Source organism: Sorangium sp. So ce295 (genome assembly GCF_051527405.1).
Taxonomy (GTDB): domain Bacteria; phylum Myxococcota_A; class Polyangia; order Polyangiales; family Polyangiaceae; genus Sorangium; species Sorangium cellulosum_B.
The window spans coordinates 2426272-2453207 of sequence record NZ_CP150324.1; the positions used below are offsets into that span (position 1 = coordinate 2426272).

A 26936-nucleotide genomic window follows, 5' to 3' on the forward strand; every position below is an offset into this window, starting at 1 on the left:
ATGATGGACGTCCGCGGGCGAACAGTGATCGTCGTGGGTCTCGGCCGGAGCGGCGTCGCGGCCGCGCGCCTCCTGAACGCGCGCGCCGCGCGCGTGATCGCGAACGACGGCGCGCCGCGCGAGCGGCTCTCCGCCGCGGCCGTGGCCCTCGAGGGCGAGGGCGTCGTCCTCGCGCCGGGAGGGCACGATCCGGCGCTGTTCGACGGCGCCGACCTCGTGGTCGTGTCGCCGGGCGTGCCGTCGTTCCCCGCGCTCGACGCCGTCGCTCGCTCCGGGCGCGAGGTCATCGGCGAGCTCGAGCTCGCGTCGCGCTTCGTGTCGGCGCCCGTCGCGCTCATCGGCGGGACCAACGGCAAGAGCACGACGACGGCGCTCACGGGCGCGATGCTCGATCGGGCCGGTCTCCGCACGTTCGTCGGCGGCAACTTCGGGACCCCCCTCGCCGAGGTCGTCGACCAGACGTGGGACGTGCTCGTCCTCGAGATCTCGAGCTTCCAGGCGGAGCGCGTGCCGACGCTGCACGCGCGCGCCCACGCGCTGCTGAACATCACGGACGATCACCTCGATCGCTACGCGAGCTTCGCGGCGTACGCCGACGCGAAGGGCAACCCGTTCGAGCGCATGACGCCCGACGACGTCGCGGTCGTCCCCTTCGGCGACGAGCTCGTCGCCCGACAGGCGGCGCGCGGGCGCGCCCGCGTCGTGACGTTCAGCGCGCGCGACGCCGGCGCGGACGTGAGCGCCGCGGGGGGCGCGATCGTCGATCGCGTCGCCGGCGCCCGCTACCCGCTGGATCGCGTGCGGCTCGCGGGCGCGCACAACCTCGCGAACGCCTGCGCCTCCGTCGCGCTCGCCGCCGCGCTCGGCGCCCCCGCGGCGGCGATCGGCGACGCGCTCTCGAGCTTCGAGGGGCTCGCGCACCGGACCGCGCTCGTCGCTGACGTCGACGGGGTCCGCTATTACGACGACTCGAAGGGGACCAACGTCGGCGCCTCCGTCGCCGCGCTCTCCGGCCTGCTCGAGGCGAAGGCCGTCCTGATCGCGGGCGGGCGCGACAAGCTCGGCGACTACGCCCCGCTCGTGTCCGCGCTGCGCGAGCGGGGGCGCGCCCTCGTCGTCCTCGGCGAGGCCGCGGACCGCATCGCCGCCGCGGCCGCCGGCGTCCTGCCGATCGCGCGGGCGGGCTCGATGGCGGAGGCGGTCCTCGCCGCGCGCTCCCTCGCCCGGCCGGGCGACGCGGTGCTGCTCAGCCCCGCGTGCTCCAGCTTCGATATGTTCCGCGACTACAAGGACCGCGGCGACGCCTTCGTCCGCGCGGTCCGCGAGCTCCAGGGAGCTTCCGGCGGGGCCGCAGGGGAGGTGGCGTCGTGACGTCGTGGAGCAGCGCGTTCGGCGCGCGCGCCGACGCACCCAAGAACCGGCACGTCGGTCCCCCGGACCAGGAGAAGGCGGCGCCGGGCGGGATCGCGGCGGCCGCCGAGGCCTTCTGGAAGGTGCGATCGAGCCCGTCGGGGCCGGTCGACGCCCTCCTCGCGGCGGTCGTCACGGCGCTCATCGGCTTCGGCGTGGTGATGGTCTACAGCGCGAGCGCCGTGGAGGCGACGGTCCGCTACAAGGACGCGCAGTTCTTCCTCAAGCGTCAGGCGGTCTACGCGGTCCTCTCGATCGCCACGATGTGGATCACGAGCCGCATCGATCACCGCCGGCTCAAGGTCCTCACGTACCCGGTGCTCATCACCGTCACCGGGATGCTCGTCGCCTGCGTGGCGGGGCTCGGCCACAAGGCCGGCAACGCCTACCGCTGGATCTCGCTCGGCCCTGTCCACGTGCAGCCGGCCGAGGTGGCGAAGCTCGGGATCGTGCTCTGGCTCGCCTATTCGCTGTCAAAGAAGGCCGAGCGCATCAAGTCGTTCTCCGTCGGCTTCCTCCCGCACCTCCTCGTCGTCGGGCTCTTGATGCTCCTCTGCCTCAAGCAGCCCGACTTCGGCAGCGCGGTCGTGCTGCTCTTCCTGACCTTCACGCTGCTGTTCGTGGCGGGCGCGCGCGTCCCGTACATCGCCGCGTTCTCCATGCTGCTGGCGTTCGCCGGCGCCGCGCTCGTTCGCTTCAGCGGGTACCGCTACGCGCGCTACCTCGCGTGGATCGACATGGACAACAACCGCGCGGACCTCGCCTACCAGCCGTTCCAGTCGGTCATGAGCTTCGGCTCGGGCGGGCTCTTCGGCCTCGGCCTCGGGCGAGGGCTGCAGGTGCTCTACCTGCCGGAGGCGCACACCGATTTCGTGTCCGCGATCGTCGGCGAAGAGCTCGGCTTCGTCGGCATCCTCGGCCTGTGCGCGGCCTACCTCGTCATCGTCTCGCGGGGCGTGAAGATCGCCCTCGAGGCGGCCGACGACTACGGCAGCTTCATGGCGTTCGGCATCGCGACGCTCTTCGGGGTGCAGGCGATGACGAACCTCGCCGTCGCGATGGCGATCCTCCCCACGAAGGGGCTCACGCTGCCGTTCCTCAGCTATGGCGGCTCCTCGTTGCTCGTGAACGCCGCGGCCGCGGGCATCCTGCTCAGCATCAGCCGATCGCGGACCGTCGTGGCCCCCGAGAGGCGCGGCGAGGCGGGCGCTTCGCCCGTCCCGCACGCGCCGAGCGCGTCGGCCGTGGTCGCCGCGTCGGCCGAGGAGGGCGGCGCATGGTGACCGTGCTCATCGCCGGAGGCGGCACCGGCGGCCACGTCTTCCCGATGATCGCCGTGGGCGACGCCGTCCGCGCCGCGGCGCGCGACGAAGAAGCGCGCGTCGTCTACGTCGGCACCGCGCGCGGCATCGAGGTGCGCGTGATGGGCGAGCGCGGCGACGACCTCGAGCTGCTCAACGTCCTGCCGCTCCGCGGGGGCGGCCTCTCCGGCTTCGTGCGCGGCGCTGCCCGCGCGGGCAGCGTCCTCCCGGAGGCGAGGCGGCTCGTCGAGCGGCTCGACGCCCGCGTGGCGCTCTCGCTCGGCGGGTACGCCGGCGGACCGGTCTCGCTCGCGGCCCGCTCGCTCGGCGTCCCGGTCGCGATCCTGGAGCCGAACAGCGTCCTCGGGCTGTCGAACCGGCTGCTCGCGCCCATCGTCGATCGCGCGTACGTCGCCTTCCCGGAGACGGCGCGCGCGCTGCGCCCGAGCACCGTGCGCCTCTTCGGCGTCCCCCTCCGGCGCGCCTTCGCCCGCGCCCCGTACGCGCCGCGCGAAGGCGCGCTCCGCCTGCTGGTCCTCGGCGGCAGCCAGGGCGCGCTGGCGCTGAACGACGTCGTCCCCCGCGCGATCGCGCGAGGCCGCGAGCGCGGCGTCGACCTCGAGGTGGTGCACCAGACGGGCAGGGATCGCGAGGCCGCGGTCCGGTCGCTCTACGCCGAGCTCGGCCTGGCAGGGCGCGCGCGCGTCGTCCCGTTCATCGACGACGTGGCGGAGGCGCTCGCCGCGGCCGACGTCGTGATCGCCCGCGCGGGCGCGTCGACGCTCGCCGAGCTCTGCGCTGTCGGGCGCCCTTCAATCCTGATTCCGTACCCGTTCGCGGCCGACAACCACCAGCTGAGGAACGCGCAGTCCCTCGAGCGGGCCTCCGCCGCGGTCGCGATCGCCCAGGGCGACGCCACCGAGCTGCGCCTCGCCGACGAGATCGCCCGGCTCGCGGCCGCGCCGGCGCTCCGCGCCCGTATGGCGGACGCGGCGGCGGCCTTCGCCACGCGGGACGCCGCGGCGCGCGTCGCCGCCGATCTGCTCGAGCTCGCGCGGGCTCCGCGCCACCGCGCGCTGCGCTTCCCCACCCTCGGAGGGCGCGCGGCGCGCGCTGGCGAGGCGCAGCGCAGCGCCGTGACGAACCAGGCCACGCCGCTCGGCGCTGGCCTCGGCTGGGAGGAGGCAGGCTGATGTTCCGCGGTCGCGTTCGCCACGTCCATTTCGTCGGCATCGGGGGCGTCGGGATGAGCGGCCTCGCCGAGATCCTGCGCTCGCTCGAGTTCGAGGTCTCCGGCTCGGATCTCAAGGAGAGCTCGACGACGCGGCGGCTCACGTCGCTCGGCGTCCGGATCGACATCGGCCACCGCGCCGAGAACGTCCGCGGCGTCGATGTCGTCGTCTACTCGAGCGCCATCCGCCCCGAGAACCCCGAGCTCACCGAGGCGCGCGCGCTCGGCACCCCGGTGATCGGGCGCGCGGAGATGCTCGCCGAGCTGATGCGCGTGAAGTACGGCGTCGCGATCGCGGGCTCGCACGGCAAGACCACCACGACCTCCCTGGTCGCCACGGTCCTGCGCGCCGCCGGCCTCGATCCCACCGTCGTCGTCGGCGGCAAGATGGCGGCGCTCGGCACGAACGCGCGGCTCGGCGCCGGTGACCTGCTCGTCGCCGAGGCCGACGAGAGCGACGGATCGTTCCTGCGGCTCACCCCGACGATCGCGGTGGTCACCAACATCGACCCCGAGCACCTCGATCACTACGGCACGCACGAGCGCATCAAGGACGCCTTCGTCGAGTTCGCCGCGCGCGTCCCCTTCTACGGGCTCGCCGTGCTCTGCCTCGACCACCCGCACGTCCAGGATCTGCTCCCGCGCATCCCGCGCCGCCACGTCACGTACGGCGTCTCGCCGCAGTCGGACTACTCGGCGCGCGGCATCCAGTTCCGCGGCCTCGAGACGAGCTTCAACGCGTACCGCCGGGGGGAGCCGCTCGGCGGCTTCACGGTGAAGATGCCGGGCGCGCACAACGTCCTCAATTGCCTCGCGACGATCGCGGTCGCGGACGAGCTCGAGGTGCCGCTCGACGTCACCAAGCAGGCGCTGGCCACGTTCGGCGGCGTCGCTCGCCGCTTCACCGTCGTCGGGTCGGTCGGCGGCGTCACGATGATCGACGACTACGGCCACCACCCGGCCGAGATTCGCGCCACCATCGACGCGGCACGCCGGGCGTTCCCCGGCGAGGATCACCGCGTCGTCGTGGCCTTCCAGCCGCACCGGCACACCCGCACGCGCGATCTCTTCGACGAGTTCACGCGCGCCTTCAACCAGGCCGACGTCCTGCTCGTCACGGACATCTACGCCGCGGGCGAGCCGCCGATCCCGGGCGTCACCGCGGAGCGCCTCGTCCAGTCGATCCGGGAGCACGGCCATCACGACGCGCGCTTCATCGCCGACAAGGCCGAGCTCCCGGAGGCCATCGAGAAGATCGCCCGGCCCGGCGACGTGGTCATCGCGCTCGGCGCGGGCGACGTGAACGCGTGCGTGCGGGGGCTCAAGGCGCGGCTCGAGGCGAAGTCGCCGCCGCAGGAGGGCAGCTCATGACCGAGCGTCCCAGCGCGCCCCCGCCAAACCGCCGCCGCTCGCTGCCGTCGGTGCCCGCGGCGCCGTCGGTCCGGGCGGCCGCCGCGCGCGGCTCGAAGCCCGAGCCCGTGGCGGCGGTGCCGCCGAAGAACGAGCGCGTGCGCGCGTCGACCCCGCCGTCGCACGAGTCGCCGGCCCCGCCCGCGACGAGCGTCTCCGTGCGCCCGCCGCGCCCGCCGGCGAAGGACGGCGCGCCCCCCGCGGCGCGCCCTCGGCGTCCGATCGCGCGCCACCTCCGCGCCCTGCAGCTGCTCGCGGGCGCCGCCGTCGTGCTCGTCGCCTCGACCGCCGTCGCGTGGGGCGCGCGCCGCTACATCGTGTCGAGCCCTCGCTTCGCCGTGCGCACGGTGCTCGTCGACGGTGTCCAGCGCCGGACCGCTGAGCAGGTGGCCAGCTCCGGCGGCATCGAGGTGGGCAAGAACATCTTCACGCTCGATCTCGAGCTCGCCGGCGCCTCGATCGCCACCGACCCCTGGATCGAGAAGGCGACGGTCACGCGCAGGCTCCCCTCGACGATCCACGTCGATGTCGTCGAGCGGGAGGCGCAGGCCCTCGTCGCCATCGGCGGCGATCTCTACCTCGCGACGCGCGACGGCGAGCTCTTCAAGGAGCTCGCCGGGGACGACCCCGTCGACCTCCCGATCGTCACGGGGATCACCGGCGAACAGGTGGCGCGGGATCGCCCCGGCGTCGTCATCGCGGTCCGGCGCCTGCTCGACGTGGTCGAGGACCTGGAGCGCGCCGGCGTCGCGCGCCGTTATCCGACCCAGGAGCTCCACGTCGAGCGGGACGGGTCGATCGTCGTCACTATCGGAAAGGAGGCGATCTCGCTCCACCTCGGGCAGCCGCCCTACCGGGACAAGGTCGCCCAGGCGTCGCGGGTGCTCACCGAGCTCGCCCAGCGAAAGGCGAACGCGTCGGTGATCTTCCTCGACAACGACGCGCACCCCGAGCGCGTCGTGGTGAGGATGAGATGAGCGCCGTCGGGCTCGCTCTCCGCGCCGGCGATCGCCGAGCAAAACTTGGCCGGTGCTGCTGGCTCATGGCAGCGTCGTGCCCGCCTTACACGCGCATGGGGCTCGTCCCCGCATGAGGTGGTGCACGCAATGAAGAGCCGGATGGAGACTACTGAGATCGTCGTCGGACTCGACATCGGGACGACCAAGGTCTCGGCGGTCGTTGGCGAGATCGACGCTGATGGGATCACCATCCTCGGGGTGGGCAACGTCCCGTGCCGCGGCCTGCGGAAGGGCGTGGTGAGCAACATCGACTGGACGGTGCGCTCGATCGCCGAGGCGATCGAGGCCGCCCAGACGATGGCGGGCGTCGAGATCCGCACCGTGTATGCCGGCGTCGCGGGCAGCCACATCCGCTGCCAGCAGTCCGACGGCGTCGCCGCGGTCTCCGGCGGCGAGGTCACGCGGCTGGACGTCGAGCGCGTCCTCGAGGGCGCGCGGGCCATCCCTGTCGACGCCGATCGTCAGATCCTGCACGTCCTGCCGCGCGAGTTCACGGTCGACAACCAGGACGGCATCCGCGACCCGGTCGGGATGAGCGGCGTCCGGCTCGGCGTGAAGGTGAACCTGATCACCGCCGCGACCTCGTGCGTGCAGAACGTCGTCCGCTGCGCGGAGCGCTGCGGCCTCACCGTCGCCGACGTGGTGCTCGAGCCGCTCGCCAGCGCCGAGGCGGTGCTCTCCGAGGACGAGAAGGAGATCGGCGTCGCCATCATCGACATCGGCGGCGGTACGACGGACCTGCTCCTCTACGTGGACGGCGGAATCGCGCATGCCAGCGTGATCCCGGCGGGCGGCAACAACGTGACGGCCGACATCGCCGCCGGGCTGCGCACGCCCATGGGCGAGGCCGAGCGCCTGAAGCGCAACGCCGGCTGCGCCCTGGGCCGGATGGTGGGCGACGAGGAGGAGATCGAGGTCCCCGGCGTCGGCGGGCACCTGCCGCGCAAGGCGGCGCGCCGCGTCCTGTCGGACATCATCGAGCCGCGCGTCGAGGAGATCTTCGCGGTCATCCGCAAGCGGATCGAGGACACCGGGATGCTCGAGCAGCTCTCGGCCGGCGCGGTGGTCACCGGCGGCGGCGTCCTCATGGAAGGGATGACAGAGTTCGCCGAGGAGATCCTCGGGATGCCCGTGCGCCTCGGCGTGCCGGTCGGCGTGCGAGGCATCACGCAGCTGGTGGCCGGCCCGCAGTACGCGACGGGCGTGGGCCTCGTTCAGTACGGCGCCAACGCACTCGCGCAGGCGCGCGCGCTCACGCCGGTGACGCTCGACGCCGGCCACGCCGGGCGCGCGGAGATCCGTCGCGAGAAGCTCCGCGAGCGCGAGTCGCGTCGTGATGTCGTCGAAGAAATGACGATTGAAAAGAGGTCGAGCGGGAGGTTCTGGAACTGGCTTCGAGCAGCATTCTAGGCATGACGTGGCAAGAGAAAGTTGTTAGAGAATTGGGTTTGAGAGGGTCCGATAACGCACTGGCGATCCCTCTTGAATTTGAAGTCAAGAGGGTTTGAAGCGCGGTGTTCGAAGGGGAAGAGGCGCCCCTCCGAATGCCGTCCGGAGCGAGGACGTCCTCGCGCACTGAGGGTTCCGCGCCGCTCGACCTCCGTAGGGGTCGGCGCCGGGCCGAGCGGCTAGCTGTACTTCCCCGGGAGGAGTTCATGAGTTTCTCCATCGAGTTTGCCGACGAGCACACCGGGTACGACGCCCGGATCAAGGTCATCGGTTGTGGCGGTTCTGGCGGCAATGCAGTCAACACGATGATCAACTTCGGCCTCGAGGGCGTGGAGTTCATCGTCGTCAACACGGACGCCCAGGCGCTCGGATCGAGCCTCGCGCCGACCAAGCTCCACATCGGAGCGAGCGTCACGCGCGGTCTGGGCGCGGGCGCCGATCCCGAGAAGGGCCGCAAGGCGGCGCTCGAGGACGTGACGCGGGTGAAGGAGTGCCTCCAGGGCGCGGACATGGTCTTCGTCACTGCGGGGATGGGCGGCGGCACGGGCACGGGCGCCGCGCCGGTCATCGCGCAGCTCGCGCGCGAGGAGGGCTGCCTCACCGTCGGCGTCGTGACGAAGCCGTTCTTCTTCGAGGGCAAGCAGCGCTCGCGCCGCGCCGAGCTCGGCCTCGCGATGCTCGCGGAGCACGTCGACACGCTCATCACGATCCCGAACCAGAAGCTCCTCTCGCTGGGCGACGAGGACCTCTCGTTCGTCGAGGCGTTCCGCAAGGCGGACGAGGTGCTCTATCAGGCGATCAAGGGCATCAGCGATCTCATCACGCAGAACGGGATCGTGAACGTCGACTTCGCGGACGTGAAGACGGTGATGTCGAACATGGGCCGCGCGCTCATGGGCACCGGCTGCGCGAAGGGGCAGGGCCGCGCTCGCCTCGCCGCCGAGATGGCCGTCAGCTCGCCGCTGCTCGACGACATCTCGGTCGAGGGCGCGACCGGCGTGCTCATCAACATCGTCGGCGGCCCCGACATGCGGATGCGCGAGATCGAGGAGGCCGCGACGCTCGTGCAGGAGCAGGCGCACGAGGACGCGAACATCATCTTCGGCGCGACGATCGACGAGAACATGGGCGAGATGATCAAGGTCACGGTCATCGCGACCGGCTTCGACCACCTCGTCGCCGAGGTCCCGCAGCAGCTCGCGAGCGCCGCGCAGCCTCGCGCCACCGCGCACTCCATCGGAGCGTCGCTGGCCGCGGCGGCCGGGCCGATGTCGGGCCGCTCCGCCCCGAGCGCTCCTCCGATGCCCATGACGCAGCGCCAGCCGCACCGGCACGAGGAGGTCGCGTATCCGACCACCCGCCGGCCCGCGCCGCAGGTCCAGGCGGCAGGCGGCAGCCCGCGCGACCGCGCGAGCTTCGTCCCTCCGCTCGACTCCGACTGGGACACGCCCGCGTTCCAGCGCCGGGGCCAGTAGCAGCGCCGCAGCCCGCACGGAAGAAGTCCCGGTGCTCAGCCACTGCGGGCGTTCACGCTGTATTACGCGTTGACAGGCGCGCACGACGACTTATGGTCAGCCGGCGCCTGTGCCCGCTGTCGGGCAGGATCGACGCGGCGGTCCACGATTCATGAGTGAAAAGCGCGACTTCTACGAAGTTCTTGGCCTCGCGCGAGACGCGACGCCTGACGACATTCGCAAGGCCTATCGTCAGGCTGCGTTGAAGAACCACCCGGACCGGAACCCCGGTGATGCGTCGGCGGAGGCCCGCTTCAAAGAGGCCACCGAGGCGTACCAGGTCCTCTCCGATGAGGAGAAGCGCAGGCGGTACGACCAGTTCGGGCACGCCGGCCTCGAGGGGATCGGCGGCGCAGCCGACGGCGACATCTTCTCCCACTTCCAGGACATCTTCTCGGAGTTCTTCGGCGGCTTCGGCGGCGGGCAGCGCCGGCGGCGCGGGCCCGCGCGCGGCCAGGACATCCGGGTTCAGCAGCGGCTCTCGCTGCGGGACGCCTTGCTCGGCTGCAAGCGGGAAGTCGTCCTGCGGACGCCGGTGGCGTGCGACGACTGCTCCGGCTCGGGGGCGAAGCCAGGGACGAAACGCAAGCCGTGCGGCACGTGCGGCGGCGCCGGGCAGGTCTCGACCTCGCGCGGGTTCGTGATGTTCACCCAGACGTGCCCTGAATGCTCGGGCGAGGGGTCGGTCATCAAGACGCCGTGCGCCACCTGCAAGGGGTTCGGGGCGGTCGAGAAGACGCGGAAGGTCGTCGTCAATTTCCCGGCCGGCATCGACGGCGGCCAGCGGCTCAGGGTGCCGGGCCAGGGCATGCCGGGCGCCCAGGGCGCGCCGCCCGGCGATCTGTACGTCGACGTCGATCTCGCCGCGGACGAGCGCTTCGAGCGCGACGGGCTCGACCTCATCACGCGGGCGCCCATCTCCTTCGCCGATGCGGCTCTCGGCAGCACGGTCAAGATCGACCTGCCGGACGACACGGTCGTCGACGTCGAGGTCCCGGCGGGCGTGCAGCCCGGCGAGGTGATCTCGGTCAAGGGCAAGGGCGCGCCCCGGATCGACGGTCGCGGCCGCGGAGCGCTCCAGGTGGTCATCCAGGTCGAGGTGCCGCGGAACCTGTCGCCCGCAGCGCAGGAGCTGCTGCGCAGGTTCCAGGACGAGGTAGCCAAGCACCCGCCGGCGGCGAAGGCGGCGACCGCGTAGGTCTGCTGGTCGCACGAGCTCCGGCCAGCGCTGCGGCGGCGCGGGGCGGCGCTGCGGAGACGAGGTCGCGATCGCGCAGGCTCGTCGCGGCGCCCGGCGAACTGGCAGGATTTCTGGCGCCAGGCGCGAGCGTGCGCCGCGCTCAGCGCGTCGTGCCGATCCAGGCGCCCGCGCACGCGAGGCTGAAGGCGATGGGGGCGAGCGCGGCCGCGAACACGACGGCGACCGGGGCCGCGAGGCCGAGCAGCACCAGAGAGCCCAGGATGGCGAGCGCCGCCGAGGCGGCCGGCTCCAGGACGCTGCCCGTCGACGAGGCCCGGGCGACCAGATAACCAGCCAACGGAAAGGCGGCGATCGCCGCTGCGACGAGCAAGAGGAGCGGCGCCGCCGCGGCGGTCGAGGCGTCGCCCCGGTCCACCGCCGCGAAGTCGACGCCGAAGCGATGGCCGAGCGCGATCGCGATCGCGAGCGCGGTCGTCATCACCCCGACCGTGACGAGCGCGCCGAAGGCGATCCACGTGAGCGTCACCGGTCGTTCGGTGCGCCTGAGCGCCTCCCGCAACGTTCCGAGCGACGGCGGAGCGATGCGCGGAAGGAAGCGGCGCTCCCTGCGCTGCGAGCTGTGCGGCGACGCGCCTCGGCGGAGCAGGTCGCGGGCGGCGAGGAAGGTCACGAGGCCGGTGCCGAGGAGCACCGGCGCCGCGATGACGAGCGCGACCGGGCGGCACGCAAAGACGATGTAGTCGTAGGCGCCGTTGAGCACCATCGCGCCGAGCCACGCGGCGTTGAAGCGACGGCCGCCCAGCGGCCGCGTGCGCTCGCGGCCCAGCGCGTAGCCCCAGAGCGAGGCGAAGAAGATGTGCGCCGGCACGGCGAGGAGGGCCCGCGCGATGTCGAGCGGCTCCAGCGGCCGGCCCCACAGGTACACGGCGTTGTGGGCCGACACGAACCCGAGCGCCGCGGCGGCCGCGTACACGAGCCCATCGAACGGCTCCTCCACCGCGCGCAGCCGCGCGATCGGCGCGACGGCCGCCACCTTGAGGCCCTGCTCCAGCGGCGCCGTGACCACGAAGATGTAGACGAGCGTGACGGCGTCGAGCGCGCTGGCGGACTTGTCGAGGCCTTGCCAGCGCTGGAGGAACGTCTCGATGAGCAGCGCGGGCACGAACGCGAGCGCGCCGAGCAGCGCCGTCCCCACCGCGAACCGGCGCCTGCCATAGAGGCGCTGCGACCAGATGAGGAGCGCGGCCATCCCTCCGAGCGGCGCTGCGACGGTGGCGAGCCAGAGGAGCGCGGCGGCGGCGTTCATGAGGGCGAGGGGCGGGGCGGCGGGGCTGGCTTCGCTGCGGCTAGAAGTGGAGCCCGGCGACCGCGGTCAGGGCGAGCGCCGAGCCCACGCTGGAGCCCTCGGCCGCGAGCAGATCGGCCTTGGCTTGCTGGGGCGCGGCGGCTCCGCCCTTGATCCCCTCGATCGCGGCCGCGGAGAGCCCCGGCCTGGTCAGCGCCAGGAGCTCCCAGCTCGCGTTCGCGCCGATCGAGAAGACCGGCGACAGGTAGAGGTCGAGCCCACCGGAGACCCTTCCGTAGAAGCCGCGGATCGCGATGGCGTCGGCCGCGCCGCTCACCGCGCTCTTGACGCTGCCGAGGCCGGCATAGCCGAAGCCCAGGTCGACGTGCGGGTCAAGCTTCCCGAGCGGCAGGTGCATGCCGACCTCGCCGCCCAGCGTGAAGAGCTGCCAGTCGCTGAAGAACCCGACCCGTCCGCGGGCGCCCAGCGTGAAGTACAGGAGCCTGACGCCGGCCCCCGCGCCGATGACGCCCCCGTTGGCCGCGCTCGAAACGAACCCGGCCGTGAAGTCGTCCTCGTCGATGTTGAACGTCTGGAGGCCGACGTTCTCGTAGCCTCCCTCGACGTTCAGCCAGACGATCTCGAGGCCGCGCCCCGAGTCCCGCTCCTTGGCCTCGTCGAGGCGCTGCTCTGTGCCGTCGGGGGCGGCGGGCTCCGGCTCGGGCGTGGTCATCGGAGGGGGCGGCGCCAGGCCTCCGGCCTGCATCGATGGATCGTACGGGTTCGGCTGCGCGGCCGCGGCGCCGGAGGGCGAGGCGGCGCTGGCGCCGACGCTCGGCGAGGTCCCCGGGAGCGGCTGCCCCTGCTGTGCCAGGGCCGCGGACGTCATGGAGGCCGACGTGAGAACGGTGAGCAGGCAAAGCGCGCGACGAGCGATCATTCGTCCTCTTCCTGGATGTTCCCGTCGAGCCCGTCGGTTCGTCCCTTTGATTCCAGGATCTCGGCGTCCCCTGTGGATGAAACGGGCGGGCCAGGCACCCGGTAGCCACCGTCGAGCCAACGGCCGAGGTCCACCAGCTTGCACTGGGGCGAGCAGAACGGAAAGACCGGGTTCTCGGGCCTGGGCCCCGCCGACTTGCGGCAAATCGGGCACCTCGCGCCTGCCAAAGCTCCCATGCGGCGTAACGTAGCAGCGTCCATTGCGGGCATGTAGCCCGCGCTCGGTGAGCCGTGGGCCCGCGCTCTCCGGCATGTGGCCCGCGCTCTCCAGCCTGTGGCCCGCGCTCGGCGGGCGTGTGGCCAGCGCTCGGTGAGTGTGTCGCCCGCGCTCAGCGCGCTGGACCGACGCCCGCTCAGCGCGCCGGGACCGCGAGGTAGCGGGGCGCCCCGTGGCGCCGTACCCGCAACAGGAGATCCTGGTGTGCCGCCGCGCCGAGGCGCGCGGTCAGGTCGGCGCCGCCCCGCACCGGCGCGCCGTTCAGGTCGAGCACCACGTCGCCCACCTCCAGGCGGCCAGCCGCAGGGCTCCGAGGCGCGATCGACTCGATGCGCGCTCCTCCCAGGGCGTCGCTCGCCAGCACGCCGAACGGCGGCTGCTCGGCGCCCCTCGGCGCGCGATCCTCCAGCGCGCGCCAGCTCGACGACGGCTCGTGGGGGGCCGAGGGATCGAGCTTCATCGTCGCGCGCCGGTCCGCGCCGTCGCGCTTGTAGATCAGCTCCACCTCGTCTCCTGGCTTGGCTCGCCGGAGCATGCGCGCGAGCTCGCGCGCGTGCTCGACGCGGCGCCCCTCGACCGACGTGATCACGTCGCCCGGCCTGACGCCCAGCCGCGCTCCGGGGCCCTCCGGCTCGACCTCCGTGATCAGCGCGCCCATCCGCCCTGGCAGCCGGAGCACCCGCGCGAGCTGCGAGGTCACCTCCTGGAAGCTGATCCCGATGCGCCCTCGGTCCACGCGGCCCGTCTCCCGCAGCTCGGGCAGGATCTCGAGCACCTCGTCGATCGGCAGGGCGAAGCTGATGCCGCGGCCATCGGCGTGGATCGCCGTCGCGATGCCGATCACCTGCCCCGTGGCGTCGAAGAGCGGCCCGCCGCTGTTTCCCGGGTTGATGGCGGCGTCGGTCTGGAGGAAGCCGTCGAGGCTCCCCGTGCCCATGGGCCTCGACGTCGCGCTGATGATGCCCCGGGTCACGGTCGGTCCGAGCCCGAACGGGCTCCCGATCACGATGACGCCGTCGCCAGGCCGGACCGGCGCGCTCGATCCGAGGGAGGCGACCCGCAGCGACCCCGCTCCGACCAGCTTCAACAGCGCCACGTCGAGCGTCGGATCCCGCCCGACCACGGTCGCCTCGAAGGCGCGCTCGTCCGAGAGCTGCACCTCGATGCCGAACGCGTCGCCGATCACGTGATCGCTCGTCAGCACGAGCCCCTCTTCGGCGATCACGAACCCGGATCCGATCGCCCGCTCCACCCGCTGCACACGGCCCTCGAACGGGAGCGCCGGGCCCGCGCGCCCGTCTGGAAACGAGGGCGCGCGCAGGGTAGTGATGGTCACCACCACCGGCCGCACGTGCTCGATCAGCGCAGGCAGGGTCATCGCACCGCGGGCCGCTGACGGCTCGGGCGGCGATTCCGCGCGCAGGACCGAGCACGGCACGCTCGCCACGCCGCGGAGCGATGGAGGGGGCGAGAGCGCGGCTGCCCGGTCGTCGCAGGCAGCGAGCGGTGCGGTCCCGAGGAACCCGACACACGCCCATGCGGCAGCGCGGAGCCGTCCCACGGGCCGGACGTAGAGCCTCGAGGCGCGACCGCAAGCGCGCAAGGACCGGCCGCTGGAAAGCGCTCCGCGCCGCGGCCGAGCTGCTCCGTGGGCCGGACGAGGCGGCGCACGCGCGGCCCGCTGGCCGCTCAGCCAGGAGGCGCGCCTCGCGCGGCCTCCGTGCGCACCACCTGGACGACGACCTCCACCAGGCGACCGCCGGGCTGGACGAACGACGCCTTGCCGCGCCCGCCTTCGAAGCGCCACGCCAGATCGGCAGGAGCGCCTGTCTCTCCCGCGCCTTCGCCGACGCGGACGACGGCGCTCACCTCCAGCGTCTGCTTCCCTGCCGTCACGGCGCCCCGCGCCACTGCAAACGTCCCGCCGCCGAGCAGCGCGATCGTCCGCTTCGCCAGGTTGCTCAGGTGTCGCGCGGGCTCTTCCCCGCCGGGCTCCGGACGCCACGTCGCGATGTGCCCGGCGTCGTCGATGTCGATCACGAAGCGCGCCTTCCCCGCGCTTCCGGGCGGGAGCGTCGCCCAGATCGGATCCGCCTGGCACGCGGGCGGAATGGCCCTCGTGAAGGCGCGCCCGAGGTTGCGCACAGCGCTGACGCCGGCCGCCCCGAAGTCGCCCTCGCCGTCCTCTCCAGCGCCAGCGCTCGTCCGCGCGGCGGCGGAGCGCGCCGGTGCGCCGGCTTCCCCGTTCGCCGCGGGCTCCCGGCGTCGCTCTGCGGGCCGGGGCGTCGCCTTGGGCCGGGGCGTCGCATTCGGCCGAGGCGCTTCCTGGCCGCGCGGCGCGGCCGCCATGGGCGGCGCCGGCTCGCCGCCGGCCTCTGCAGGCGCCGTCGGCCGGCTGGCATCGGCCGGAGCGCGCGCCGTTGGTATGCTCGTCGGCTCGCCGCGCTCGCCGGTCTCGTCGCGCCCGCCGCGAGCGTCGCTCGGGCGCGCCGCGCCCCCGCTGCCCGGCAGCGCGGCCGTGAGCCCGGTCCAGAGATCGATCGGCTCGCGCTCCGCCGCTGGCTCGGCGGGATCGCTGGCGGGCACCTCCGGTCCGAGCCGCGCCGAGCTCCACGCGCCCAGATGGACGAGCGCCGATACGAGGAGCGCCGGCAGCATCGCTCGTTGATCGCGCATCGGCTCGCACCCCGCTCTTTGGCCCCGTCGAACGGACAGCGGCCCCAGCGCCTCGCCGAAGCTCGTTGCCCTTGGCCCGAGGTTCTGCCAGACAGCATCGCGGCTGCAACGTTCCCGAGCGCGCCTTGAAGCTCCTCGCCCTCTCGACCTCGACCCCGCGCGGCAGCGCCGCCCTCTTCGAAGCAGCGGACGTGGTCCTGCACGCCGAGGCGGCGGCGTCGCGGGGCGGCGCGCTTTCCACCGCCGGCCTCGCCGCGGCGCCGGCGGCCGGCGCGCGGCTGCTCGCGGCGATGACCTACGCCGACCTGCACGGGCACGCAGAGCGCATCTTCGGAGCCGTCGACGAGGTGCTCGCCGCGGCAGGCCTACCGGCCGCGGCGCTGCAGGCGCTCGGCTGCGACGTGGGGCCTGGCTCGTTCACCGGGGTCCGGGTGGCGGTCGCGGCGGCCAAGGGCGTCGCGCTGGCGCTGGACGTCCCGGTCGCCGGCGTCACCTCGCTCGAGGCGATGGCCGCCGCTGCCTTCGCTGCTGGCGCGGCGAGCCCCGGCGATCTCCTGGTCCCGCTGATCGACGCCAAGAAGGGGGAGGTCTTTCTGGCCGCCTTCGATGCGCCCGCGGCGGCGCCTTCGATCCCGCCGCGCCACCTGCCGCGCGACGCGGCGTTCGATGTCGTGGCCGAGCTCGCCGCGGGGCGCCGCATCGTCGTCGTCGGCGCCGTCGCCGAGGAGATCGAGGCGCTCCGGCCGCTCGCCGCGCGGGGCGACGCCCTGGATTTCCCCGACGCGACATGGATCGGACGCCTCGCGATCGACCGGCTCCGGGCGGCCGCCGCGAGCGGCGAGCGCGGGCCAGCGGCGTCCCCGCACGATCCGGCGCTCCTGGAGCCGCTCTATGTGCGCGCGCCGGACGCGAAGCCGGCCGAGCTGGGATACACTCCGCCCCGATGATCAGCTCGCCTGAAGGGGACGGCGTCGCACCGGACGCGGAGCGCGAGGCCTCGAGCCCCAGCGACGCGGAGCGCGCTCCGCCGCCCGCCGAGGCTGCGGAGCCCGCTGGCTCTCCCTCCGCCCCCGCCGCGTCGCGCGACGAGCCCGTCGCCCTGTCCGCCCCCCTGGAGTCGGCCGAGGCGGGGCCCGATCCCGAGCGGCTCCGCGCCCGGTTTGGCCGCCCGTTCGAGGCCGGCGACGTCATCTTCCGCGAGGGCGAGCCCGGGACCGAGGCGTACCTTCTCGAGGAAGGCCGGGTCCGGCTCATCAAGAAGGTCCGCGGCGCCGAGCGCAGCCTGATGGTCCTGAAGCCCGGCGATCTGTTCGGCGAATCCGCGCTCCTCGGCGGCGCGGCGCGCTCGTCGACGGCGATCGCGCTCTCCCGCGGGGTCGCGCTCGCGCTCGATCAGGGCACGCTGCAGAACCTCGTCGAGCGCAACCCGGCCGTCGCGATGCGCATCATCAAGCAGCTCGTCGGTCGGCTCCGCGACGCGGAGGACCAGATCGAGATCATGATGCTCACCGACACGCAGTCGAAGGTCGTGAACGCGCTCCTCAAGCTCGCTCAGCAGTCGCGCGCCACCGGCGGCGCCGCCTCGAACGGCGCCTCGTTCGCGATCTCGCCGATGGAGCTGTCCACCCGCGTCGGCCTCGACGTCGACACGGTGAAGCGTGCCGTCCAGCAGCTCCGGGAGGGCCAGTACCTGCGCGTCGCTGACGAGCGCCTCGAGATCCCCGATATCGAAGCGCTGCGGAGGTTGTTCGGCCTGCTGGGTCTCAAGGACGAGATCCGTGGCGAACAGTGACGAGCAGGAACCGCCTGCGCCACCATCCTACGCCGACCTGATAACTGCTGGAAGCCGAATCGGGATCCCGAGAACGCGCCGCGTCTTCCCGGGAGATTCGCAGGTTGACGTGACAAGCGGCCTGGTTTACTCAGGGGTCCCCGCAGGGCAGGCGAAGTCCCGTCCTGACAATGTGCCGCGCCGCGGCATCGTTCGGCAGCGGATTCAAGATCGCACATGACCTCGCAGCGACACAGGACAGCAGCGACCCGCGCGGGGTGCATCCGCGGCGCGGCTGCTGTCGTGTCGATGGGGTCGCTGTTGTCGTTTGCGTCCCTCGCGTTCGTTGCGCCGCTCGCGCTCGTGTCGTGCGGCGGCGGCGCGCAGCCCTCGGCGCAGACGAGCGACGCGCGGTCGCTCGCGGAATATGATCTCGCGCGCGACTCGTTCCAGCGCGGCCGCCTGCGCGAGGCGCTGGCGCACGTCGAGCAGGCGCTCTCGCACGACGAGGACAACGCCGAGGCGTCCTATCTCGGCGCCTTGATCCTGCTCGGCTTCTGCGCGGGTGATGCTCACTCCAGCGACTGCCGCTTCGACAGCGCCGAGAAGATGGCGCGGCGGGCCCTCGAGGCGAACCCGGAGATGCGGGACGCGAAGAACGCGCTGGGCGTCATCCTCGTGCATCAGCGGCGCTACGACGAGGCGATCGCGGTGCTCAAGCCGCTGACCGAGGACATCCTGTACGCCTCGCCGGAGAAGTCGTGGGGCAACCTGGGCTGGGCGTACCTGCTCAAGGGCAGGAACGACGAGGCCATCGACGCGCTACGGCGCGCGATTGCCGCGCAGCCGCTGTTCTGCGTGGGGCAGTACCGGCTCGGCCTCGCCTACGAGAAGCGAGGCGAGCTCGATCTGGCGCGCGAGGCGCTGACGAGGGCGGTCGAGACCGACCAGCCGGAGTGCACGCGGCTGCAGGACGCGTTCGACGCGCGCGCCCGCATCGCCGAGAAGAGGGGGCTCGTGGACGACGCGCGCGCCGATCTCGAGCGGTGCCGGGAGATCAACGCGACGACGCCCGTGGGGCAACGCTGCGCTGCACAGTTACAGACGTTGCAATAGGGCCTCGGCGCGCCGCTGTCCGAGAAGTACCGCGGGGCGCGCTAGGGGGTTGAGCAACGGTTCTCAGGGTGAGTAGAGTGACGACCGAATGACGATGGGTGGAATGGGATGGAGTCGATCGGACGCTACCTGAGACGCACGCGTGAGGCCCGAGCCATGAGCGTGGAGGAAGTCGCCCGCGCCACGCGCATCCCGGTGATCTCCATCGAACGAATCGAGGCAGATCATTTCGACGACCTGCCCGGCGAGGTGTTCGTTCGGGGGTTCTTGAAGGCGTACGCTCGCGCGGTCTCGCTCCCGATGGAGGAGGTGTTGGCCCGATACACGGCGAGCCGCCGGATCGCGCTGGTGACACCGCTGCCCATCGCGGCGCCCGCGCGCCGCACCCAGAGCAGGCGCTTCGGGGTCGCGATCGCGTTCGTGTTGCTGCTCATCCTCTTCACGCTGGCGCTCAGCATCGTGCTCAGGCCCCGCGGCCACGACATGCCGCCGGAGCTGTCGGAGGGCACGCTCGCGAGGGCTCGTACCTCCCTCTCGGCCTGAGGGCCAAATTTTCGCCGGGCGCTCGCGCGCGGTTCGCGCCATAACCGCCGGTACCTGCCATGCCTCGATCGGTTCGCCTGCGGACGGAGCGCCTCCGGACCGGGGCACTTCTGGTCCGGCGTGTACCTTTCGGTGAAGCCGACCTCCTGGTCGGGCTCTTCACCGAGCAGGGGGGGCTCATCTCTGCCACAGCGCGCGGCGCGCGCCGCTCGGCCAAGCGCTTCCCGGCGCTCGAGCCGATGCACCTGCTCCGCGTGACCCTGGAGATCCGCCCGGGCGCGGAGCTCGCCCAGCTCACGGAAGCGGCGATCGAGCGCCCGCGCCTGCGTCTCGCGGGGGATCTCGGGCGCCTCGAGGTGGCCGGGCGCGCGCTGCGCTGGGTGCGGGAGATCGCGCCGGCGCACACCGCCGAGCAGGCGGCGTGGAGCGAGTTGAACCAGCTGCTCGACCGCCTCGACGAGGTGTCCACGGCCCCTCCCCAGGCGCTGCTCGCGGAGACCGGCCTGCGCCTGCTCGTCGCCTTCGGCTGGGGCCTCGAGCTCATGCAGTGCGTCCGTTGCGGGCGCGCCTGCGACACGACGCAGTCGGCCTGTGCCGACCCGGCGCGCGGCGGCCTCGTCTGCCGGGCCTGTGGCGGCGGACCTGTCGTGCTGCGGCCGGAGCCGAGGGAGCGGCTGCTGGCGGCGATGCTCGGCGGCGCGCCGATCCCGGAAGAGGACGTCCCGCTCGCGCTCGACCTCGTCGAGGGCGCGCTCACCGCGCACGCCAGCGGAGGCTAGAGCGAGCGCAGAGTCACGCCACGGCTCGCCAGAAGCGGGTCATCGCGCGCGGTGCGTCGGGCGGCCCCTCGATCTCCACGTAGGGCCGGCCGGGCGCGGCGCGAGGAAACGAGAAGCTCCCGGTGTTCGCGTAGCCGTCGCCGAGCGCCTCGCGGTGCGTGTGGCCGAAGACGACCAGCTTCGCGCCGGTCGTCCTCGCGACGCGGCCGGCGCTCTCGGCCAGGCGCTCGGCGACCGTGCCGGCGTAGCGGTTGTGCCCGTTCGCCCAGCTCGCGCCCATCAGCAGCGCGCCGAGCCCGAGCGCCGCGGCGCCGGTCCCCCGCGCGCCGAGCCCGAGCGCCGCGATCCCGGCGCCCATCGACAGCGTCGCGATCACGCGATCGAAGTACAGGCGCGTGAACGTGCGCGCCGCGCTCTCCAGGGTCGGCGTGGCCCCGAGGCCGACGAGCGCGTCCGCCATCGCGCGCGGCACCCCGAGCTCGTGCGCGAAGCGCTCCATGGCCGCGGCGCCCACCGTGGCCTCGCCTCCCGCGCGGTAGAGCGGGCCGCTCTTCAACATCGCGCCGATCGCCGCGTGGAAGTAGCGGTAGATGACGTAGGGCGCGCGAGGGCCGTACCAGGTGAACGCCGACAGGAACAAGCTGAGCGGCGTCTGATCGTTCGCCTGCAGATAGCGGTGCGCGCCGGTCGGCGCGATGAACTCCTCGACGAAGTGAACGCCGAGGCTGCGCTCGCCGACCACGAGCGGGTGAGCCGGGGCGTTGTCCGGATCGTACAGGTGGCCGTGCTCCAGATGGATCGCCCCCTCGCGGAAGAACCAGGGCGTCGTGCGGATCCGCGACCGGGCCTCGCCGGTCACCTCGAGGGCCTCCGCCAGCGCCACAGGGAAGTCGGGCGCCCCGACCTCGGCGTCGTGGTTGCCACCCGCCAGCCAGAGCTCGCCGCCGCGGTCGAGGTGCTCGGCGAGTGCCGCCCGCGCGGTCGGGTGCGCGAGGAGCGCCTCGCGCAGCGCACGCGGCCGGGGCATCCAGGGCGACTCGGAGGAGAGATCGAACAGATCGCCCGCGACCACGATGCGTGCCCCCCGGTGGGCCTCCACGAACCGGGCAAGATCGGCGGTCACGTCGCGCGGCGTCTGGCGCACGAGATGGAGATCGGCGAGCACGACCGTGCGGCGCTGCGTCATAACCTTCCTTATTCATCACGTCCGTCCTGGCGCTGCAACTCGCCGCCAGCCGCGCGATCTCGGCTTGTGGCCATGTGGAGGAGGGCTGCCCACCGAGCTCAGCGCTCGTCTGTTGCATCCGTGACGGTCGCGTCGCGGCCCCGATGTCGCTGCCGGGATGCGGCGCTTCATCGCTTCATCACCGTCACCGTTGCCGCGCGGCCCTGGCACGGGCTCGACGCCTGCGCCGCTGCGTCCCATGCAAGCGGGCATGGAAGGCTCGGCGCGGACGCGACCCTCGGCCCAGCGGGTGAACGGTGGGCTGCTCGCAGAGATCACCCGTGCCCTGAGGGGCAAGGACATCGAGGCCCTCTCCCGGATTTACGCGGAAGACGCCGTGATCGAGGAGGTGAGCAGCCGCGATCCGCCGGCCCACCCCAGCGTCACCAGCGGGAGGCACGCGATCCTGGAGCGGCTCAAGAGCGACCTCTTCCGCGATCCGGTCTCGGGCTGGGAGCGCCAGCTCGACTCGACGGAGATCCTGGACGGAATCGAGACCGACGAGGGGCTGGCGTACATGGAGGTGCGCGTCTATGCGGCCGGCGATCGGGTCGTCGCGCAGCACCTGGCCCGCAAGAAGAACGGCCTCATCGGCCATGATCGCGTCGTCGTCGCCTGGGACGCGGACTGAGCCAGCGCAGCGAGCGGCGGCGCCCTCACGCCCCGGCGAGGGCTGCGCTGCTCGCGCGGCGCCGATGTAGAGTAGCGCCGTGACCACCGCCGTCCTCCTCAGCTGCCACGGTACCGTCGAGCGGCTCGACGATCTGCCCGCATTCGTCACCAATATCCGCCGCGGCAGGCCGGCCCCGCCGGAGGTGATCGACGAGGTGCGCCGCCGCTTCCAGGCGATCGGCGGTTCGCCGCTCATGCGCATCACGCAGGCCCAGGCGGACGCGCTCGCCGCGAGGCTCGGTCTCCCGGTCGCCATCGCGGGGCGCCTCTGGCACCCGTATCCGGCCGAGGTGCTCGGCGCGCTCCACCGCAGCGGCGTGAGGCGCGTCGTCTCGCTGCCGCTCGCGCCGCAGTCCGTCGACGTCTACCACGCCGTCGTCCGCGACGCGGCCGCCGCGCTCGACGGCATGGAGGTCCGGTGCGTGCCCGCGTGGGGCCTCGAGCCGGCGCTGATCGACGCCTTCGTCGAGGTGATCGACGAGGCGCTCGCGCGCATCCCCGAGGAGGGCCGGGCGAAGGCGGCGGTGATCCTCTCGGCCCACAGCCTCCCGCAGCGGATCATCGCCGCCGGAGATCCGTACGAGCGCCAGTTCCGCGCGATGGCCGCCGAGGTGGAGCGCCGTATCGCCGCCCGCGGGAACCCGGTGCTCGTCGCCTTCCAGAGCCAGGGCATGACCGGCGACGCCTGGCTCGGTCCGGATCTGCGGTCGACGTTCGACGGCCTCGCCGCGCGTGGCGTGCGGGAGGCGCTGATCGCGCCGATCGGCTTCGTCGCGGATCACGTCGAGACCCTCTACGATCTCGACGTGGAGGCGCAGGTCTTCGCCCGTGAGGCGGGCCTCGCGCGGCTCTCCCGGGCGCCGGCCGTGAACACGCGGCCGCGCTTCATCGACGCCCTGGAGGTGCTCGTCCGGCGCGAGATCGCGCCGGCCGCGCCGTAGGCGGCGCCGCGCCGGCTCAGCGCTTGCTGACGCGGCGCTTGCGCGGGAGCCTCGAGACGGTCGCGCGGAGGAGCCCCGGGGCGTGCCTCGAGAGCGACACCCCGAGCTTGCCGTGGGCGGTGACGATCACCTCGGCGCGCCGCGCGGCGATGCCGTCCATGATCTGTCGGGCCGCCGTCTGCGCCGGCATGACGAGCCAGCGGGGCACGGGATCCGGGGCGCCCTCGTGCAGGTTGCCCGCGTTGTCGATCTGGCGGATCTCGCTCGCCACGTACCCCGGCGCGACGTGCGTGACCGCGACGCCCTCGGCGTGGAGCTCCGCGCGCAGCGTCTCGGCGAGGGCGCGCACCGCGAACTTGCTCATCGTGTAGGCGCCCACCGCGGGGACCGCGAGGTAGCCGAGGACGCTGCCGACGAGCGCGACGCCGCCGCGCGATCGCTTGAGCTCCGGCAGCGCGGCCTTCACGGTGCGCAGCGCGCCGAACAGGTTGGTCTCGAACTGCCGGCGGAAATCGTCGAGCGCGAGCTCCTCGACGCGCCCCGCCACGCTGAACCCGGCGTTCGCGATGGCGATGTCGAGCCGCCCGAACGCCTCGCTCGCCTGCGCGACGGCGCGCTCCACGTCGCCGTCGCGCGTGACGTCGCACGGGGCCGCGAGCGCCTCGCCGCCGGACCGTCGGATCTCCGTCGCGAGCGCCTCGATCCGCGCGGCCCGCCGCGCCGCGAGGACGACCCGGCCGCCGCGCCGCGCGACCTCCCGGGCGAGGGCCTCGCCGATCCCCGACGACGCGCCCGTGATGAGAACGACCCGCCCGGCGAGCTTGCTTGCCATGGACGCCCGCATACCACGATCGCCGGAGCGCGCGCCCTGGCGCGCCCTCGCGCGCTCGCTCATGCTCGGCCTTTCGCCGTTCGGTCGCGCCGGTGGCGTCGGTTACGATGGCCTCACCCGGCTCGACCGGGCGCCGCGTCTCAGCGTAGGTTTGCGTTCGTTTTGCGTAAGTTTGCGTAGGTTTGCGTTCGTTTGCGTGCGGTCGTGCACGATTGACGAACGGTCGCGCACGGTTGCGCACGGGGTGACATGCGAAACCACTCGATCCGCCGCTCTCTTGCCGCTCTCCTCGTCGCCGCCGCCTGCGCGGCCCCCGCTCCCGCCTCCGGCGAGCCGTCCCCCTCTCTTTCGCGCGCGGAGGCGCTCCTCGCGCAGGGCGACTATGCCGAGGCCGAAAAGGTCGTCCTCGGCCTCCAGGGCGGGAAGGAGCGCGCCGCGGCGCTGCTCGCGAAGGCGCGGATCGAGCTGCTCACGGGCCGCTACGACGACGCGGCGAAGACGGCGAAGGCCGCCGCCGCGCTCGGCAAGGAGGCGCGGATCGCCGCCGCGCCGCTCCGGGCCCAGGCGCTCGCGCGCCGCGGGAAGATGGCCGAGGCGATCGCGGCGGTGCGCGAGGTGGAGCGGGAGGACGAGGCCCGCCGCGCGCGGCTCGTGCTCGGCGAGCTCCTGATCGAGTCGGGCAAGCGGGGCGAGGCGCGCGCGCCGCTGATGACGATCATCGACGACTACAACGACGACAAGATCACCGCGAGCGACGCGGAGGGGCTGTCGCTCGTCGGGCGCGCGGCGCACCTGCTCCGGAGCGCGCGCGACGCGAATGACGCGTTCAACGCGGCCGAGAAGGTCGGCGGCAAGCAGCGGGTCGAGACGTTGCTCTGGCGGGCCGAGCTGTTCCTCGACAAATACGACCCCGGCCACGCCGGTCAGGTCGTGAAGGAGGCGCTCAAGCTCGCCCCGAAGGATCCGCTTTGCCGCGTCGCCATGGCGCGCGTCAAGCTCGAGAGCGCGATGGACTTCGGCGGCGCCGACAGCGAGGTCGCGCAGGCGCTCTCCGTGAATCCGAACCTCGCCGAGGCGTATTTCGTCCGCGCCGGGCTCGCGCTCCGCGACATGGACATCGACGCCGCGGACGCCGCGGCCGACCGCGGGCTCAAGGTGAACCCGAACGACCTCGCGCTGCTCTCGATCAAGGCGGCGGGTCGCTTCCTCGCCGACGACGCGGCCGGCTTCGAGGCCATCAAGGCGAAGGTGCTCGGCCTGAACCCGGAGTTCTCGCGGTTCTTCCAGATCGTCGGCGAGTTCGCGGAGTGGGAGCATCGCTACGACGACATCGTCAAGATGATGGGGGAGGCGACGCAGGTCGATCCGAACGACGCGAAGGCGCACGCCACGCTCGGCCTGAACCTGATCCGCGCCGGCGACGAGAAGAGCGGCGTGCTCTCGCTCCAGAAGGCGTGGGACAAGGACCGCTTCAACGTGCGGGTCTTCAACACGCTGAACCTCTACGAGAAGGACATCGCGGCGCAGTACGTGACGGTCGAGGGGCAGACGTTCCGCGTCCGCTACCACAAGCAGGAGCGCGCGATCCTCCAGCGGTACGTGCCGCGCATGCTCGAGGAGGCCTGGGGCTCGATGGTGAAGCGCTACGGCTTCACGCCGAAGGTCCCGGTCTCGATCGAGCTCTACGCGTCGACGGAGAACTTCAGCGTCAGGACGAGCGGCCTGCCCAACGTGGGCATCCAGGGCGTCTGCTTCGGCCAGACGCTCGCGGCGTTGAGCCCGGCGGCGGGGGAGTTCAACTGGGGGAACGTGCTGTGGCACGAGCTCGGGCACGTCTTCGCGATCCAGATGTCGAAGAACCACGTCCCGCGCTGGTTCACCGAGGGGCTCAGCGAGTACGAGACGATCGTGCGGCGGCCCGAGTGGCACCGCGAGGAAGATCCGGCGCTGTTCGCCGCCCTGAAGGGCGGGAGGATCCCGGCGGTCGACGGGTTCAACCGTGCGTTCACGCACGTCGACGACATCGAGGACGTGACGATGGCTTACTTCGCGGCGAGCCAGATCGTTGTCTTCATGGCGGGCGAGTTCGGCTTCCCGAAGGTGGTCTCGATGCTGCCCCGGTGGGCCGCGGGCAAGCGGACGCAGGAGGTGGTGAAGGAGTCGCTCGGGATCAGCGCGGAGGAGCTCGACCGGCGCTTCCGCGCGTGGCTGAAGCCCCGCCTCGAGCGCTACGAGAAGCAGTACGTCCCGGATCTGCATGCGCCGCCGCTCGACGAGGCGCGCAAGGCGGCGGCGCGCGCTCCGAAGGACGCGAAGCGGCTCGTCGAGCTCGCGCTCGCGCTGTTCGAGGACGGGCAGCGCCAGGAGGGCGAGGCGGTGCTCGCCGAGGCGCTCCGGGTCGACCCGAAGCAGCCGGACGCGACCTACCTCAAGGTGCGGGCGGCCTTCGCCGAGAAGAAGCCCGACGAGGCGGCGAGGCTCTTGAGCAAGATGATCGCCGACGGGAACGACGGCTACGTCGTGCGGATGAAGCTCGCCGATCTCGCCGAGCTGAAGAAGGACGCGGCGAAGATGAAGGCGAACCTCGAGGCGGCGTCGCGCCAGGATCCCACGCAGGCCGAGCCGCTCCAGGGGCTCTACGACCTCGCGCGCCGGCAGAAGGACGCGGCGGGCGAGCTCTCGGCGCTGCGCCGGCTCGCGCTCCTCGACCAGCACGATCGCCGGGTCTGGCGTCGGCTGCTCCGGCTGCTCGTGGAGCGCGGCGCGTGGGAGGAGGCGCGCAGGGTCGGCGAGGGAGCGATCTTCGTCGACGTGGCGAACCCGGAGATCCACCGGCTCTATGCGCGGGCGCTGGCGCGCACGGGGCGGCACGTGTCGGCGATCTACGAGCTGAACAGCGCGCTCCTGTCCGGGCCGAAGCCGGGGGACGCGGCGGAGATCTACGGGGAGCTCGCCAAGGCGTACGCGAAGATGAAGCGGGACGACTACGCGAAGCAGGCGCTCGAGTACCAGAAGACGATGAAGGGCGCGTCGCCGCCTGCGCCGCGGGCGATGCCGGACTGAGGCTCGGGCGAGGGGAGAGGGGAGGGCGGAGATCCCGGCTGCACGCGCCGGAGGGGGTCTCCGCGCGGCAGGGCGCGGGTGGGCGCTCGGCCATCCGCCGAGGCGGGAGCGTGGAGCTTGCGCATGCACCACCGCCCGGCATGTCTCCCTTCGGGCCATGCCATCTGGGACGTTTCGTCGCGCGCCACACAAGGCGCGCCTGAGACGTGGAGCCCGCTGGGACCTTATGGTTCTTCCCTGGCGGCGACGCGGGATCGGAAGAAAGAACAAAAATTTCGATAG

The 26936-nt window shown here is 72.8% G+C and carries 23 protein-coding genes; 16 read left to right on the forward strand and 7 right to left on the reverse strand.

From position 1 onward, the window contains the following. The 8 genes from murD to dnaJ all read left to right on the forward strand — a co-directional run bounded on the left by murD (position 1) and on the right by dnaJ (position 10532). Positions 1-1371: a UDP-N-acetylmuramoyl-L-alanine--D-glutamate ligase gene (murD, locus tag WMF11_RS09270; protein ID WP_437977210.1), complete on the forward strand. Its 1371-nt coding sequence runs from the start codon at positions 1-3 to the stop codon at positions 1369-1371. Beyond that, positions 1368-2693 (forward strand): putative lipid II flippase FtsW, encoded by a 1326-nt coding sequence (ftsW, locus tag WMF11_RS09275; protein ID WP_437908089.1) that lies wholly within the window; start codon positions 1368-1370, stop codon positions 2691-2693. The genes murD and ftsW overlap by 4 nt, the downstream gene beginning before the upstream one ends. Next, positions 2687-3904: an undecaprenyldiphospho-muramoylpentapeptide beta-N-acetylglucosaminyltransferase gene (gene murG / locus WMF11_RS09280; protein ID WP_437977211.1), complete on the forward strand. Its 1218-nt coding sequence runs from the start codon at positions 2687-2689 to the stop codon at positions 3902-3904. The genes ftsW and murG overlap by 7 nt, the downstream gene beginning before the upstream one ends. Beyond that, positions 3904-5313: a UDP-N-acetylmuramate--L-alanine ligase gene (gene murC / locus WMF11_RS09285; RefSeq protein WP_437977212.1), complete on the forward strand. Its 1410-nt coding sequence runs from the start codon at positions 3904-3906 to the stop codon at positions 5311-5313. Before murG ends, murC begins: the two co-directional genes overlap by 1 nt. Next, complete coding sequence (locus tag WMF11_RS09290) at positions 5310-6329, forward strand: cell division protein FtsQ/DivIB (RefSeq protein ID WP_437908092.1); 1020 nt, start codon at positions 5310-5312, stop codon at positions 6327-6329. Before murC ends, WMF11_RS09290 begins: the two co-directional genes overlap by 4 nt. Before the next feature lie 129 nt (positions 6330-6458). After that, positions 6459-7781: a cell division protein FtsA gene (gene ftsA / locus WMF11_RS09295; RefSeq protein WP_437977213.1), complete on the forward strand. Its 1323-nt coding sequence runs from the start codon at positions 6459-6461 to the stop codon at positions 7779-7781. 245 nt (positions 7782-8026) lie between these two features. Beyond that, positions 8027-9295, forward strand: a complete 1269-nt coding sequence (gene ftsZ / locus WMF11_RS09300; RefSeq protein ID WP_437298721.1) for a cell division protein FtsZ — start codon at positions 8027-8029, stop codon at positions 9293-9295. A gap of 151 nt (positions 9296-9446) precedes the next feature. Further along, entirely contained in the window at positions 9447-10532 is a 1086-nt protein-coding gene (gene dnaJ, locus WMF11_RS09305) for a molecular chaperone DnaJ (RefSeq protein WP_437551142.1), read from the forward strand. A gap of 142 nt (positions 10533-10674) precedes the next feature. Here dnaJ and WMF11_RS09310 read toward each other — a convergent pair whose 3' ends face one another. The 5 genes from WMF11_RS09310 to WMF11_RS09330 form a co-directional block, all read right to left on the reverse strand. After that, the gene (locus WMF11_RS09310; protein ID WP_437977214.1) at positions 10675-11841 is read right to left on the reverse strand and encodes a PrsW family intramembrane metalloprotease; all 1167 of its coding nucleotides are present in this window, start codon (positions 11839-11841) and stop codon (positions 10675-10677) included. Between the two features lie 40 nt (positions 11842-11881). Continuing rightward, positions 11882-12760, reverse strand: a complete 879-nt coding sequence (locus tag WMF11_RS09315; RefSeq protein WP_437977215.1) for a hypothetical protein — start codon at positions 12758-12760, stop codon at positions 11882-11884. Continuing rightward, entirely contained in the window at positions 12757-13029 is a 273-nt protein-coding gene (locus tag WMF11_RS09320) for a DNA gyrase inhibitor YacG (protein ID WP_437977216.1), read from the reverse strand. Before WMF11_RS09320 ends, WMF11_RS09315 begins: the two co-directional genes overlap by 4 nt. Before the next feature lie 143 nt (positions 13030-13172). After that, positions 13173-14414, reverse strand: a complete 1242-nt coding sequence (locus tag WMF11_RS09325; protein WP_437977217.1) for a trypsin-like peptidase domain-containing protein — start codon at positions 14412-14414, stop codon at positions 13173-13175. Between the two features lie 311 nt (positions 14415-14725). Then, positions 14726-15712 carry a hypothetical protein gene (locus tag WMF11_RS09330; RefSeq protein WP_437977218.1) on the reverse strand — a complete coding sequence of 329 codons (987 nt, stop codon included), beginning with the start codon at positions 15710-15712 and terminating at the stop codon, positions 14726-14728. 125 nt (positions 15713-15837) lie between these two features. On the opposite strand from WMF11_RS09330, the gene tsaB reads away from it, so the two are divergent. The 5 genes from tsaB to recO all read left to right on the forward strand — a co-directional run bounded on the left by tsaB (position 15838) and on the right by recO (position 19921). Next, on the forward strand, positions 15838-16659 hold the full coding sequence (gene tsaB, locus WMF11_RS09335; protein WP_437977219.1) for a tRNA (adenosine(37)-N6)-threonylcarbamoyltransferase complex dimerization subunit type 1 TsaB: 822 nt from the start codon (positions 15838-15840) through the stop codon (positions 16657-16659). After that, a complete protein-coding gene (locus tag WMF11_RS09340) occupies positions 16656-17504 on the forward strand; it encodes a Crp/Fnr family transcriptional regulator (protein WP_437908099.1) in 849 nt (282 codons plus the stop codon). The genes tsaB and WMF11_RS09340 overlap by 4 nt, the downstream gene beginning before the upstream one ends. A gap of 216 nt (positions 17505-17720) precedes the next feature. Further along, entirely contained in the window at positions 17721-18599 is an 879-nt protein-coding gene (locus WMF11_RS09345) for a tetratricopeptide repeat protein (RefSeq protein ID WP_437551158.1), read from the forward strand. A gap of 108 nt (positions 18600-18707) precedes the next feature. Then, positions 18708-19142 carry a helix-turn-helix domain-containing protein gene (locus WMF11_RS09350; RefSeq protein ID WP_044964367.1) on the forward strand — a complete coding sequence of 145 codons (435 nt, stop codon included), beginning with the start codon at positions 18708-18710 and terminating at the stop codon, positions 19140-19142. A gap of 59 nt (positions 19143-19201) precedes the next feature. After that, on the forward strand, positions 19202-19921 hold the full coding sequence (recO, locus tag WMF11_RS09355) for a DNA repair protein RecO (protein ID WP_437977220.1): 720 nt from the start codon (positions 19202-19204) through the stop codon (positions 19919-19921). A 13-nt stretch (positions 19922-19934) separates the two neighbouring features. Here the strand turns inward: recO and WMF11_RS09360 are convergent, their stop codons facing one another. Continuing rightward, a complete protein-coding gene (locus WMF11_RS09360; RefSeq protein WP_437551162.1) occupies positions 19935-21107 on the reverse strand; it encodes a hypothetical protein in 1173 nt (390 codons plus the stop codon). A 238-nt stretch (positions 21108-21345) separates the two neighbouring features. On the opposite strand from WMF11_RS09360, the gene WMF11_RS09365 reads away from it, so the two are divergent. Both WMF11_RS09365 and hemH read left to right on the forward strand, forming a co-directional pair. Next, positions 21346-21777: a hypothetical protein gene (locus WMF11_RS09365; protein WP_437551164.1), complete on the forward strand. Its 432-nt coding sequence runs from the start codon at positions 21346-21348 to the stop codon at positions 21775-21777. 79 nt (positions 21778-21856) lie between these two features. Then, on the forward strand, positions 21857-22759 hold the full coding sequence (gene hemH, locus WMF11_RS09370) for a ferrochelatase (RefSeq protein WP_437977221.1): 903 nt from the start codon (positions 21857-21859) through the stop codon (positions 22757-22759). Between the two features lie 16 nt (positions 22760-22775). On the opposite strand, the gene WMF11_RS09375 is transcribed toward hemH, so the two are convergent. After that, positions 22776-23591, reverse strand: a complete 816-nt coding sequence (locus WMF11_RS09375) for an SDR family oxidoreductase (RefSeq protein WP_437908106.1) — start codon at positions 23589-23591, stop codon at positions 22776-22778. A gap of 249 nt (positions 23592-23840) precedes the next feature. Here WMF11_RS09375 and WMF11_RS09380 point away from each other — a divergent pair, with 249 nt between their 5' ends. Further along, complete coding sequence (locus WMF11_RS09380; protein ID WP_437908107.1) at positions 23841-26654, forward strand: tetratricopeptide repeat protein; 2814 nt, start codon at positions 23841-23843, stop codon at positions 26652-26654. The last annotated feature ends 282 nt before the right edge of the window (positions 26655-26936 follow it).

Excerpts from the sequence above, each read along its gene's own strand:
- murD (WP_437977210.1), top strand. The coding sequence starts at position 1 with ATGATGGACGTCCGCGGGCGAACAGTGATCGTCGTGGGTCTCGGCCGG.
- murG (WP_437977211.1), top strand. The coding sequence starts at position 2,687 with ATGGTGACCGTGCTCATCGCCGGAGGCGGCACCGGCGGCCACGTCTTC.
- murC (WP_437977212.1), top strand. The coding sequence starts at position 3,904 with ATGTTCCGCGGTCGCGTTCGCCACGTCCATTTCGTCGGCATCGGGGGC.
- WMF11_RS09290 (WP_437908092.1), top strand. The coding sequence starts at position 5,310 with ATGACCGAGCGTCCCAGCGCGCCCCCGCCAAACCGCCGCCGCTCGCTG.
- ftsA (WP_437977213.1), top strand. The coding sequence starts at position 6,459 with ATGAAGAGCCGGATGGAGACTACTGAGATCGTCGTCGGACTCGACATC.
- ftsZ (WP_437298721.1), top strand. The coding sequence starts at position 8,027 with ATGAGTTTCTCCATCGAGTTTGCCGACGAGCACACCGGGTACGACGCC.
- dnaJ (WP_437551142.1), top strand. The coding sequence starts at position 9,447 with ATGAGTGAAAAGCGCGACTTCTACGAAGTTCTTGGCCTCGCGCGAGAC.
- WMF11_RS09310 (WP_437977214.1), bottom strand. The coding sequence starts at position 11,841 with ATGAACGCCGCCGCCGCGCTCCTCTGGCTCGCCACCGTCGCAGCGCCG.
- WMF11_RS09315 (WP_437977215.1), bottom strand. The coding sequence starts at position 12,760 with ATGATCGCTCGTCGCGCGCTTTGCCTGCTCACCGTTCTCACGTCGGCC.
- WMF11_RS09320 (WP_437977216.1), bottom strand. The coding sequence starts at position 13,029 with ATGCCCGCAATGGACGCTGCTACGTTACGCCGCATGGGAGCTTTGGCA.
- WMF11_RS09325 (WP_437977217.1), bottom strand. The coding sequence starts at position 14,414 with ATGACCCTGCCTGCGCTGATCGAGCACGTGCGGCCGGTGGTGGTGACC.
- WMF11_RS09330 (WP_437977218.1), bottom strand. The coding sequence starts at position 15,712 with ATGCGCGATCAACGAGCGATGCTGCCGGCGCTCCTCGTATCGGCGCTC.
- WMF11_RS09340 (WP_437908099.1), top strand. The coding sequence starts at position 16,656 with ATGATCAGCTCGCCTGAAGGGGACGGCGTCGCACCGGACGCGGAGCGC.
- WMF11_RS09345 (WP_437551158.1), top strand. The coding sequence starts at position 17,721 with ATGACCTCGCAGCGACACAGGACAGCAGCGACCCGCGCGGGGTGCATC.
- WMF11_RS09350 (WP_044964367.1), top strand. The coding sequence starts at position 18,708 with ATGGAGTCGATCGGACGCTACCTGAGACGCACGCGTGAGGCCCGAGCC.
- recO (WP_437977220.1), top strand. The coding sequence starts at position 19,202 with ATGCCTCGATCGGTTCGCCTGCGGACGGAGCGCCTCCGGACCGGGGCA.
- WMF11_RS09360 (WP_437551162.1), bottom strand. The coding sequence starts at position 21,107 with ATGACGCAGCGCCGCACGGTCGTGCTCGCCGATCTCCATCTCGTGCGC.
- WMF11_RS09365 (WP_437551164.1), top strand. The coding sequence starts at position 21,346 with ATGCAAGCGGGCATGGAAGGCTCGGCGCGGACGCGACCCTCGGCCCAG.
- WMF11_RS09375 (WP_437908106.1), bottom strand. The coding sequence starts at position 23,591 with ATGGCAAGCAAGCTCGCCGGGCGGGTCGTTCTCATCACGGGCGCGTCG.
- WMF11_RS09380 (WP_437908107.1), top strand. The coding sequence starts at position 23,841 with ATGCGAAACCACTCGATCCGCCGCTCTCTTGCCGCTCTCCTCGTCGCC.